Raw genomic sequence first — 12323 nt, 5'->3', positions numbered from 1 at the left:
ACTTCTTTGTCACAGGACCCGCAGGTGGTCGTGGCGTCCGGGGATGGTGGACGGCTGACCGGGAAGACGATCGCATTCGGAGAAACACGAAGGCCGCGGGTCCAGGTGGACTCCGCGGCCTGAGAAGGGTGCGTCGGTGACTAGACCGGCGACGTCCTCAGTGCGGAGTCGGGAACGGGGCGGATGACGAGGGATCCGCCGCGCCGTGCGCGGTTGATCGGATCGGCCGACACGTGTGTCGGGCTCGCCGTCAGGATCTGCTTCACCAAGCCCACCTCCCATCTCCGTCGAACGCCCGCCTCTCGGCGCGCGTCTCTCCTACAAGGACTCCTGAACCATATGCCGCCCTCGGAAGGACGCACAACTTATTTAACGAACTTCTTTCGACGAGTTTTCTCGCGTCCGGAAGAAGCCCGTGATCACGCCGAAATCAGCCCGCAGAACGCGCCACGATGTCCAGCAGCGTCGCGCCGTACCTCTCGATCTTGGCCGGACCGATCCCGTTGATCCTCGCCAGGTCCGGCACCGAGGCCGGCCGGGTCTCGGCGATGGCCGCGAGCGTGCCGTCGACCAGGATCGTGAACGCCGGCTTGTCCGTCTCCTGCGCGACCGACAGCCGCCACTCGCGCAGCTGCTCGAACAGGGCCTGGTCGTACTCGCCCGTGAGCTGGACCTTGTTCTGGTTCGCGCGGCTACGACGCGGAGCCCGCGACTGCTCGTCGTCGGGCCACAGACCGTCGAGGAACCGCGTGCGACGACGCGACGCACGCCCGCCGGGGTTGCGCGAGCGCCCGAACGACACCTGCAGGTGCTCACGCGCACGCGTGATGCCCACGTACAGCAGGCGACGCTCCTCGGCGACCGCCTCGTCCGTCTCCGCGAGCGAGATGGGCATGAGGCCCTCGCTCATCCCGGCGAGGAAGACCGCGTCCCACTCGAGCCCCTTGGCCGCGTGCAGCGACGCGAGCGTGACGCCCTCGACCGTGGGCGCGTGCTGAGCAGAGGCACGCTCGTCGAGCTCCGCGACGAACGAGACCACCGTGGGGGGCGCGTCCTGCGGCGCGACGCGCGCGACGTCGTCGGCCAGGGCTACCAGGGCCTGCATGGACTCCCACCGCTCGCGCGCGGCACCACGCGCCGACGGCGGCTCGTTCGCCCAGCCCGCCGTGATCAGGACGTCCCGGACCGTCTCCGGCATGGGGACCTGCGGGTCCGCGGACCGGGCAGCCCCGCGCAGCAGCACGATCGCGTCGCGGACCTCCTTGCGCTGGAAGAAGCGCTCGCCACCCCGCACGAGGTAGGCGATGCCGGCGTCCGCGAGCGCCTGCTCGAACCCCTCCGACTGGGCGTTGGTGCGGTAGAGGATCGCGATCTCGCTCGCACGCGTCCCCGCGGCCAGGAGCCGGCCGATCTGCGCGGCGATGCCCTTGGCCTCTGCCTCGTCGTCGTCGTACGCGACGTACGCGACGGGCGGCCCGGACGGTCGCTGGGCGACGAGCTCGAGCGCCTGGTGCGCTCCCCCGCGACGCCCCGCACGTGCCAGGAGCTGGTTCGCGAGCGTCACGACCTGGGGCGTCGACCGGTAGTCCCGCACGAGCTTGACGACCTGGGCCCCCGGGTACTTCTTCGGGAACGTGAGCAGGTGGTGAGGCGTGGCGCCCGTGAACGAGTAGATGGTCTGCGACGGGTCGCCGACCACACACAGCTCCTTGCGTCCGCCGAGCCACTGGTCGAGCACGAACTGCTGGAGCGGCGACACGTCCTGGTACTCGTCGACCACGAAGTGGCGGTACTGGCGGCGCACCTCGTCGGCCATGGCCCCCTGCGACGAGAGCATGTCGCCGAGCATGAGCAGGACGTCCTCGAAGTCGATGACCGACCGCTCGGTCTTGACCTCCTCGTAGGACGCGATGAGCCGCGCGACGGTCTGGTGGTCGTAGCCCGCGGGCGCCGGGCGGTCGATCGCCGCGCACGCCTTCACGTAGTCGTCGGCCGTCACGAGCGAGACCTTGGACCACTCGACCTCGGAGGACAGGTCGCGGACCGCGATCCGGTCCACACCGAGCCCCAGCCGCCGCGCGGCCTCGCCGACGACAGGAGCCTTGTACTCGAGGATGCGCGGTGGCGCACCGCCCACGACCTTGGGCCAGAAGTAGCTGAGCTGGCGCAGTGCCGCGGCGTGGAACGTCCGGGCCTGCACGCCCGTGGCGCCGAGCTCTCGCAGCCGCGTGCGCATCTCGCCCGCGGCGCGCGCCGTGAACGTCACCGCCAGGACGCTCGTGGGTGTGTACACACCCGTCCGGACCCCGTACGCGATGCGGTGCGTGATGGCTCGCGTCTTGCCGGTCCCTGCACCTGCGAGCACGCAGACGGGCCCGTGCAGCGCGAGGGCGACGTCACGCTGGTCGGGGTCGAGGGCTTCGAGGATCTGGTCCGCTGACTCGTTCGACATCCCGTCGATTCTCTCAGCCCCCGCCCACACCGGGCACCACTCTCCACAGGACCGGATGCTCCGTGCGACGTGTCGGACACGCCCCGGGAACAACCCGCCGCGCGCTGGCGTTGGCCACGACGGCAGCACCCGGGTCTCGTACCCCGGCCTGTCGGCCCGTGCGCACGGCCGGGCCCCGCGAACGAAGGAGCACCGATGGCCACGGCCCCGACCACCCCCGACGCCGGATCGATCGTCATGTACTCGACGACCTGGTGCGGCTACTGCCGTCGCCTGAAGACCCAGCTCGACTCGGCGGGCATCGGGTACACCGAGGTCAACATCGAGGAGCACCCGGAGAGCGCCGCCTACGTCGAGCAGGTCAACGGCGGCAACCAGACGGTCCCGACCGTGGTCTTCCCGGACGGCACCGCGGCGACCAACCCGTCGCTCGCCCAGGTCAAGGAGCGCCTCGCGGTCTGACGCCGCCGACCGGTCCGCCCGAGAAAGAGGCTGCCGTCGAGGGAGAGGGGCCCATCCCTCCACCTCGACGGCAGCCCTCCGTGTCGCGGGGCCCCGCACTCTCCGGGGCCCCGCGCTCTCGGTCGGCGGGTGTCACTCCCCCGTGAGCGGACCCCCGAACCACTCCTCGATGAGCGCCCGAGCGATCGACGAACGGCTCGGCAGCCTCACGTCCCCGCTCTCCGTGGCCTGCGTGAGCTCTGCGCGGGTGAACCAGCGCGCGTCGGTGACCTCCTCGCCGTCGGGCCGGAGGTCCGTCGTGAGCGCCGTGGCCGTGAACCCCAGCATGAGCGAGGCCGGGAACGGCCACGGCTGGCTCGCGCGGTAGACGACCTCCCCGACCGTGACGCCGACCTCCTCGGCGACCTCGCGCCGCACGGCCTGCTCGAGCCCCTCGCCCGGCTCGACGTAGCCCGCGAGGGTCGAGAAGCGGCCCTCGGGCCAGTGCGCCGCGTGGCCGAGCAGGAGCCGGTCCTCGCCCGGGCCGGCACCCGGGTCGACGACCGCCATGATGACCGCCGGGTCGGTGCGCGGGTAGTGCTCGACGTCCTGCGCGACGCAGCGCCGTACCCAGCCCGCCGCGACCGGCACGGTCGGCTCGCCGCAGCGCGGGCAGCGCTCGTTGGCCGCGTGCCAGGCGGCAAGCGCGACGGCCTCGGTCGCCAGGCCCGTGTCGCGCGGACCCAGGCGCGAGGCGAGCTCGCGCAGGCCCGCCCACTCGTGCGTGCGCACCAGGACCGACAGCGGCCCCTTGGGATCCACGCCCTCGATGTCGAGGTCGAGGTCGTCCGCGTCGTCGGGCAGGAGGAGAGCCAGGAAGGACGTGCCCGACGGCGCATCCTCGCCCAGGAAGACCCAGCGCGGCGTGTTGCTGTGGTCCCCCGAGGCCGCGTGCGGCTCGGGGACGGCCGCGACCTCCTGCGGCGTCGCGAGCGCGAGCCCGTCCGGGCCGGTCGCGAGCCGACCGCGGTGCAGCAGCACCACGCGCGTCGACGGGTCGGCGCGGAGCGTCGCGAACAGCCCCTCCTCGGTGCGGCGGTGCGCCGCACGGTCGAGCATCGAGTGCGCGAGCGGGAGGTGCGCGGCGAACGCACCAGAGGCGGCCGAGACGACGGCGGGGGCCGCGACGGGCGTCGAGGTGAGGGCGGGGTCAGGGGTGGGGGCGGCGGGGTGCGGCACGGCAGGCGAGGTGTGGTCGGTCACCCGTCGACCGTAGGTCACGCGGGGCAGGCGGGGCACGCGGCACGTCCAGCACGCGGACACGCCACGGCCCGGGTGACGGCGCCCGCCCCGCACCGACTACCGTGGTCGCGTGCCACGCTCACCGCTCAACCTCGCCGCGCTCGCGACCGCGGCCGTCCCCGGCCTCGACGTCCGCTCCGTGCGGCCGTCCGAAGCGACGGGCGACGACGACGTCGCGATCGTCACCGACAGCGGCGGACAGGAATGGGTCGTCCGCGCGCCTCGCACCCTCGCGGCCGGCGCGGCCCTCGAGGCCGAGACCGCGCTCCTGGACTCGCTGCGCCACTACGTCACGACGGGCGTCCTGTCCTTCACCGTGCCCGACGTCCTGGGCTACGCGCTGCTCCCTGAGGGCGGGCGTGCCGTCGTGCACCACCGGTACGGCGGGGTGCCGCTCGACCTCGACACGCTGCGCCCCGGCCCCGGGCTCGCCGCGGACATCGGCCGTGTCCTCGCCGCGGTGCACGAGCTCCCGCACTCGGTCGTCGAGAACGCGGGCCTGCCCGTCTACACGGCCGCCGAGTACCGCGACCGGCGTCTCGCCGAGGTCGACGAGGCCGCCAAGACCGGCAGGGTGCCCGCCCGGCTCCTGCGCCGCTGGGAGACCGCGCTCGAGGACGTGTCGTTGTGGAAGTACCAGCCCGTCGTCGTGCACGGCGACCTAGGCACCGAGCAGGTGCTCGTCGCGCGCGGTCGCGTCGTCGCCATCACCGACTGGGCCGAGGCGCGCGTCGCCGACCCCGCCGACGACCTCGCGTGGCTGCTCGTCGCGGCGCCGCCCGAGGCGATCGACTCGATCATGGAGGCCTACCAGCTCCGCCGCACCGAGCTCACCGACCCCCACCTGACCGACCGGGCGCTGCTCGCGGGCGAGCTGGCCCTGGCCCGCTGGCTGCTGCACGGCGTGCGGCACGGACTCCAGGACGTGATCGACGACGCGGTCGACATGCTGATCGACCTCGACGAGGTGACGAGCGGGGAGAGCGAGGGGTAGCAGGCAGCCCCCGGCGGTCGTCAGCTGCCCGCCACGAGCGCCTCCAGCTCAGCTGCGTCGAGCAGCCGCTCCGGGCGCACGGTCTCGTCGGAGCCCAGGTAGTAGAACGCGGCGTTGACCTTCTCGACGGGCAGCCCGGACCAGCGCGACCACGCGAGCCGGTAGACCGCGAGCTGGACCTCGCGCGTGCGCCGGGCCTCGGCGTCACGTGGGGCCTTGCCGGTCTTCCAGTCCACGACCACCACTGCGTCCTGCGCGCCGTCGTCCGCGTGCTCGGGGCTCTCGGGGAAGACGGCGTCGATGCGCGAACGGAACATGATGCCGCCCACGGGGGTCTCGACGTCGACCTCCACGGCGAGCGGTGTGCGCCCCGCCCACTCCGAGGCGAGGAACGTCTGCTGGAGCGCGTCGAGGTCCAGGTCCGGCGAGATGTCCTCGTCGTCGGCACCGGGCAGGTCGTCGACGTCGAGCAACGAGGACGACGTGAAGTACTGCTCGGCCCACAGGTGGAACTGCGTGCCGCGGCGCGCGTGCACCGTGGGCTGCGCAGGCACCGGGCGCCGCAGGTGCAGCGCGTACTCGCCCCGGTCCGCGGCCAGACGCACGAGCCCGGATGCCGAGATGTGCGCGGGGAACGAGATCTCGCTGCTCCGGGCGTCACGGCGGTCGCGCTCCTCGAGCAGGATGCGCGCGAGCTCGCGCAGGTCCGTCCCCGACGCGTCGAGCAGCGGAACCTGACCCTCCGAGACCGCACCCGAACCGGCGACTGCGCCGCGACCAGCAGCGACCGAGAGCGACGCGCGGGCGTCGATCCGGTCGCGGACCCGGTCTGCAGCGGCCCGCACGACCGCGCGAGCTCGCGGCTCGACGGTCGGCGCGGGCGGTGTGGGCGCCCCGTCGGCCACGCCCCCGTCCGCGCCGGTGCCGTCGGCCCCCGGCTCCCCACGCGGCCACTCGGCCTCGTGGACCAGCTCGTCGCGCGGGTTGGTCTCGTCCTTGTCGGGCATGCCGGCCCAGTCGGCCGCGCTGATGATCCCGGCCTCGGCGAGCTCGACGAGGAACGGCGAGGGCGTGCGCGGCTTGGTCGCGTCACGCCACCAGGACCCGGCGAGCAGGAGCTCGGCGCGGGCGCGCGTGAACGCCACGTAGGCGAGGCGGCGCTCCTCGTCGACCTGGTGCTCGCCGCTCGCCGCGAGGAACTCCTTGCGCCGACCGTCGAGGTCCTTGGCGTCCTCGGCGACCTCGTGATGGAAGACGGGCAGGTCCTCGGCGTCGCCGCGCAAGGGGTACGGCAGGTTGCCCAGCCCGGTGAACCAACCGCTGTCGGTCGGCCCCTTGTCGCCCACGGCCGTGTTGGGGAAGATCCCGTCGACCATGCCGGGCACGGCGACGACGTCCCACTCCAGGCCCTTCGAGGCGTGCACCGTGATGATCTGCACCGCGTCGGGGTCGGGCTCGCGCACGGGCAGGTCGAGGCCGCGCTCCTGCGACCCGGCCGTGCCGAGCCACGCGAGGAACGCGCCGAGCGTGGGCAGGTCCGCGGACTGCGAGAACGTCGCAGCGACGTCACGGAACGCGTCGAGGTGCGCGCGGCCCCGGTCGCCGACCTCCTCGCCGTACCCGCCCGCGGCGAGCGTCGCCGCGGTGGTCACCTCGATGTCGAGACCGAGCGCCCGCTCGGCCTGGGTCACGAGCTCCGGGAGCGACAGGTACGTCTGACCGCGCAGGTCGCGCAGCACCCTGGACAGCGCGACGAGCCGCGAGTGCCCGGCCTCGGTGAGCACGCGGCCGTCCCGCGCGGGGTGCCCCGGGGCGGGCAGGTCGTCGAGCGCGTCGACGATCGACCGGTGGTCGACGACGTCGCCCTCGACCACGGTGAGCGTCCCGTCCGCGGCGACGCCGGGCAGCTCGGCGTCGCCCGGCGCGCCCGCACCCGACGGCCCGGCGGGCGCTCCGCCGTCGGGCGGGCCAACGGGAGAGGAGTCGGCAGACGGGCGGCGCGCCGCGTCCCGGCGCGCCAGGTCCGCCGCCCAGCTGCTCAGCGCGTGCAGGTCCGCCGCGCCCAGGTTGAGGCGCGGCCCCGTGAGGACGCGCATGAGCGAGTCCCCGCGCGACGGGTCGTGCGCAACCTCGAGGAGTGCCACGAGGTCGACGACCTCCGGGGTCGTGAGCAGGCCACCCAGCCCCACGACCTCGACCGGCAGCCCTTTGGCGCGCAGCGCGACCTCCATCGCGAGGAACTGCGAGCGCGCGCGGCACAGCACCGCAGCGGTCACGCGTTCCTGGCGGCGCGTGCGCGGACGCCACCGCTCGGCGACGAAGTCCGCGACCGCCGCGGCCTCCTCCTCGAGCGTCGCCGCGTACACACCGGTCACGACGCCGCGCCCCGCGCCGGGGCGCTCGTCGAGCTGCGGCACGGGCACGCGCGTAGCTCCCTCGCGCAGCGGCGCCGCCGTGACGTTGGCCGCGGCCAGGACGGCCCGGTCGTTGCGCCACGAGGTGCTGAGGTACTGCACGTCGGCCGGCGCGCCCGTGCTGCCGGGGCCCGTCGCACGGAACCGCTCGGGGAACCGCGCCAGGCCCGACGCGCTCGCGCCGCGCCAGCCGTAGATCGACTGGTTCGGGTCGCCGACCGCCGTGACCGGGTGCCCGCCGAACAGCGCGCACAGGAGCTCGACCTGCGCGTAGGACGTGTCCTGGTACTCGTCGAGCAGCACGACGCCGTACCGGGCCCGCTCCCCCGCGCCCACCGCGGGCACGGTCCGGGCGAGTCGGGCCGCGATCGCGACCTGGTCCCCGAAGTCGAGCGAGTCGGACGTCCGCTTGCGCTCCTGATAGGTCTCGACGACGTCGAGCAGCCGGTGGCGTTCCCCGAGCGAGCCGAGGAGCCTCTTGACCTCGGCGTAGTGCTCGGTGCGCCTGCCGCCGAGCGGCGTCGCCAAGATCGTGTCGACGATGCCCGTGATGCCCGCGCGGGCCTCGTCCGGGCTCAGCAGGTGCTCGCTCAGCGCCCCGGACAGCGACAGGACCGCGCCGACGACCGTCGAGAACGCGGCGTCGGTCTGGAGGTCGCCGGCCCAGCTCTCGACGACCTCCGCCGCGAGCTGCCACTGGCTGGCCTCCGAGAGCAGCCGGGCGCCCGGCTCGATGCCGATGCGCAGCGCGTGGTCCCCCACGAGCGAGGCCGCGTACGAGTTGTAGGTCGAGATCGCGGGCCGGTCCAGCATCGACAGCGCCGCACCGTCCTTGCCCAGGGCACGGTCGAGCTGCACGAGGCGCGACTGCACGCGCTCGGCGAGCTCGCCCGCCGCCTTGCGCGTGAACGTCAGGCCGAGCACGGCCTCCTTGGCGACCCACTCGTTCGCGATGAGCCACACGACGCGCGCGGCCATGGTCTCGGTCTTGCCCGACCCGGCCCCGGCCACCACGAGCATCGGCGCCAGGGGCGCCTCGATCACGGCGACCTGCTCGTCGGTGGGCCGCGGACGCCCCAGCATCTCCGCGATGCGCACGGCCGAGAACCGCGGCTCGGGCAGCTCCCGCGTGCCCGCCGCCGCGCCGCCGGCCCCGGCCGGGAGACCGACCACCCCGAGGTCGACGTCGTCGAACAGCGACTCGGCGCTCATGCGATCACCTGGCGGCCTTCCGTCATGAGGGGGCAGGAGCGGCGCACGGGGCACACCGAGCACAGCTTGTTCTCGCGGGCCGTGAACACCGAGTCGGCCATGGTGTCCGCGACGTCCTCGACGAGCTCGCGCGCCCAGCTCGACCCGTCGGGCTCGGGCTCCAGCGCGGGCTGCGTCCGCAGGCCCGCGTCCTTGCCGTCACCCACGAACACGAGCTGAGCGCCCGCGCTCCGGGTGCCTTCGGGCAGGTCGAGCACCCCGCCCTCGACCGCGAGCTGGTAGGTGCCGAGCTGGGGGTTCGTCACGGCCTCCGTGACCGACGGCTTGGTCTTGCCCGTCTTGAGGTCCGCGACGCGCACCGCGCCGTCCCCGGCGTCCTCGACCCGGTCGATGACCCCGCGCAGCACGGCCCGACCGATCTCGAGCTCGAACGGCGCCTCGACGAGCAGCGGCTCGCCCGAGGACTGCAGGTACCCCGCGAGCCGGCCGATCATGTCCTCGGCCTTGTGGCGCGTCTGGGTCGCGGGCCAGCCCGGCGTGAGCGCGAGCTCGGGCCAGCGGCGGTCCAGCTCAGCAGCGAGCTCCGAGCGCGTCCCGCGCGGCGCTTCCTGGGCGATCGAGTGCACCAGGTTGCCCAGCGACTGCGCGGTCGCGTCGGGAGCCGTGCCGCCCGCGCTCTCGACCGCCCAGCGCAGCGCGCACCGGCTCACCGACTCGACCTTGGACGGCGAGATCAGGACGGTGTCCTCGGAACCCCACAGGGGCTCGGTGCTCGAGACCGGGTTCACGCCGTACCAGGACTCGGGCCGGGCCTCGCCGACGCCTGCGAGCGCCAGGTCGGCCAACAGCTCGGCGAGGGCATCGGCGCGCTCGGGGTCCGGGACGTCCGTCCGGTCCCGTCGCCCCCCGCGCGCGGCCGGGCGCGCGGCGGCCGACGACGTCACGGGCACCTCCCGCACGACCTGCTCGACGAGCAGGCTGCGGGCCGAGGCGACGAGCCCGCGCAGGTCGAGCGGCTGCCCCACCTCGACGCGACGCGGGTCGCGCTCCTCGTCGGGTGCCACCGGTCCGTCGCCGTCGTCCGGCGTCCCGCTCGCGGTGGGCGCGTCGTCGTCGGGTCCGGCGGGCGGGCACACGAGGTCGACGAACGGCGAGGGGACCTCGTCGACGTCGCTCACGGCCGTCACGAGCAGGCGCCGCGTCGCGCGCGAGGTCGCGACCGCGAAGGACCGCAGCTCGTCGGTGAGGACGGTCCGCCGGGCGTCCGGCCCCAGGCCGTGCGCGTCCTGCGAGCGCCCCGCGAGGAGCTCGACGAGCGCCTCGGAGCCGAGCAGCGAGTCGCGCAGCCGCAGGTCCGGCCACACGCCGTCCTGGACCCCGGCCACGACCACGACGTCCCACTCGCGTCCGGCCGCGCCCGCCGGCGTGAGGGCGGCGACCGAGTCCGTGCCCGTGGCGCGGGCCGCGAGCGAGTCGGCGGGCAGGTCCTGGGACTCGAGATACTCCACGAACGCCGACGGCGGAGCCCCCGGCATGCGGTCGACGAAGGTCTCCGCGGCGCGGAAGAGCGCGAGGACGGCGTCGAGGTCGCGGTCGGCACGGGCACCGACGGCCCCTCCGCCCAGGGCGGCGTCGCGCCACCGGTCCGACAGGCCGGTCGCGCTCCAGATCGCCCAGAGCACGGTCTGCGCGGTCGCGTCGGGGGCTCGGGTGGACTCGCGTCCGGCGGCGATCACCCGGGCCACGGACACGGCGCCGCGCCGCACGCTCGTGGGCAGCGTCGCGGCACGCGACTCGTCGAGCAGGACCTCGACGAGGAGCGCGTCCGAGGTGCGCCCGCCGCCCGAGCCGAGCTCCTCGGCGCGCAACGCCCGGCGCAGCCGTCGCAGCGCGACCACGTCGAGGCCTCCCACGGGGGAGGTCACGAGCGCGGCCGCCGTCACGGGGTCCAGCTCGTCGAAGCCCGACGGGTCGTCCGACGCGGCGGGCTCGCGCTCGATCAGCGTCTCGGCGGGATCGCCCACGTCGCGGGTCACGGCGTCGTCGATCCCGGCCGCGCCGCGCACGCCGTCCAGACCCCGCGAGTACCCGGCCGGGGGCAGACCGACCGCGACGCGCATGATCGCGAGCAGCGGCGTGACCGCGGGCTCCTCGCGCAGCGGCACGTCCGAGCCGAGGATGCCGACGGGCACCGAGGCCGCGACGAGCGCGCGGCGCAGCGTCGCGAGCTGGGCCCCGGCGCGGCAGACCACGGCCATGCGCCCCCAGGGGGTGCCGTGCAGCAGGTGCTCGGCACGCAGCTCGCGGGCCACGTACGCGGCCTCCTCCGCGCCGCTGCCGAGCAGCGCGACCGAGGCGCCGCGCGGCGGTCCGTCCTCCGGGACGTGGACAGGCGACGCCGCCGCCCCGCGGTGGACCGCGCCCGCGACCGTGCCGATCTGGGTCGTCACGGTCCGCGTGACCGCGCGAAGGTTGCCCTCCTGCCGCCAGGCGGTGCCGAGGACCTCGACCCGCGCGTCGAACTCGCCCGTCGCGGCACGCCGTCGCACGGGCGCCGCCGCCCGCCCGACCAGGGCAGGGCTCGCACCGCGGAAGGTCTGGACGGCCGTGTCCGGGTCCGCGAGCAGGACGAGGCGGGCGCCGTCGTCGTGCACCACGCGCAGGAAGCGCGCCGTCGCGATCGTGGCCTCCTGGTAGTCGTCGACCACGACCAGGTCCCACCCGGGTCGGGGCGCGCCCGTGACCTCGTCCTCCCAGGCGAGCAGGGCCTCGGCGGCCTCGTCGACCACGACCGCCGGGTCGTAGCGCGAGCCCAGGTCCGGGGTCCCGACCCGCAGCGCCGTCACGTCGAGGTACTCCTGGTAGACCTGCGCTGCGGTCCGCCACTCGGGGCGGTCGTGCTGCGCGCCCAGGTCGTCGAGGTCCGCGGGGGTCAGGCCGCGCTCGGCCGCACGCATCAGGAGGTCACGCAGCTCCTGGCGCAGGCCGCGCAGGGCCAGCACCTCCTCCGGCAGTCCGTCCGGCAGGCGCAGCGGCACGCCCTCGCCGTCGAGGTGACCCGCGAGCAGCTCGGCGAGGAGGAGGTCCTGCTCGGGGCCGGAGATGAGGGTGGGCGGCGGCTCACCGGTCGCCGCGGCCCGTGCCCGCAGGACCGCGAACGCGGCGGCGGCGGCCGTGCGGACCATGGGGGCGCTCACCGTGCGGTCCGCGCGCGCCGACAACCTGTCGCGCACCTCCGCCGCGGACCGCCTCGATGCCGCGACCACCAGGATCCGGGCCGGGTCCACGCCCTCGCTCAGCGCCTGTGCGGCCACCTCGATGGCGACGGTCGTCTTGCCCGTCCCGGGGGCCCCGACGACGAGCGTCGCAGGCTCCGTGCGCGCCGCGTCGAGCGCGGCCCGCTGGGTCTCGTCGAGCCGGACGGGGCCCGCGGAGGCGGTGTCCGGCAGGACGAGGCGGAGGTCGGGAAGGTGCAGCACCCGAAGATCTCATCACGAGGCACCCACAT

Annotated in this window: 6 protein-coding genes; 2 read left to right on the top strand and 4 right to left on the bottom strand. The window is 74.8% G+C overall.

Annotated features, from left to right (window positions below):
- Window positions 1-430: 430 nt before the first annotated feature.
- Window positions 431-2452 (bottom strand): ATP-dependent DNA helicase UvrD2, encoded by a 2022-nt coding sequence (locus WFH32_RS00510; RefSeq protein ID WP_191795705.1) that lies wholly within the window; start codon window positions 2450-2452, stop codon window positions 431-433.
- A 195-nt stretch (window positions 2453-2647) separates the two neighbouring features.
- Here WFH32_RS00510 and WFH32_RS00505 point away from each other — a divergent pair, with 195 nt between their 5' ends.
- Window positions 2648-2914 carry a mycoredoxin gene (locus tag WFH32_RS00505; protein WP_138825247.1) on the top strand — a complete coding sequence of 89 codons (267 nt, stop codon included), beginning with the start codon at window positions 2648-2650 and terminating at the stop codon, window positions 2912-2914.
- 132 nt (window positions 2915-3046) lie between these two features.
- Here the strand turns inward: WFH32_RS00505 and nudC are convergent, their stop codons facing one another.
- Window positions 3047-4156 carry an NAD(+) diphosphatase gene (nudC, locus tag WFH32_RS00500; protein ID WP_336705903.1) on the bottom strand — a complete coding sequence of 370 codons (1110 nt, stop codon included), beginning with the start codon at window positions 4154-4156 and terminating at the stop codon, window positions 3047-3049.
- Window positions 4157-4265: 109 nt separating this feature from the next.
- Between nudC and WFH32_RS00495 the strand changes: the two genes are divergently transcribed.
- Window positions 4266-5189 carry a phosphotransferase gene (locus WFH32_RS00495; RefSeq protein WP_336705902.1) on the top strand — a complete coding sequence of 308 codons (924 nt, stop codon included), beginning with the start codon at window positions 4266-4268 and terminating at the stop codon, window positions 5187-5189.
- A 20-nt stretch (window positions 5190-5209) separates the two neighbouring features.
- Here WFH32_RS00495 and WFH32_RS00490 read toward each other — a convergent pair whose 3' ends face one another.
- Window positions 5210-8815, bottom strand: a complete 3606-nt coding sequence (locus WFH32_RS00490) for an ATP-dependent DNA helicase (protein ID WP_336705901.1) — start codon at window positions 8813-8815, stop codon at window positions 5210-5212.
- Window positions 8812-12294, bottom strand: a complete 3483-nt coding sequence (locus tag WFH32_RS00485; RefSeq protein WP_336705900.1) for an ATP-dependent helicase — start codon at window positions 12292-12294, stop codon at window positions 8812-8814. Before WFH32_RS00485 ends, WFH32_RS00490 begins: the two co-directional genes overlap by 4 nt.
- Window positions 12295-12323 lie beyond the last annotated feature (29 nt).

The sequence above is a fragment of the Oerskovia sp. USHLN155 genome (assembly GCF_037145535.1).
Classification (GTDB): Bacteria; Actinomycetota; Actinomycetes; order Actinomycetales; family Cellulomonadaceae; genus Oerskovia; species Oerskovia rustica.
This window is presented reverse-complemented; position numbering and strand designations above follow the sequence as displayed.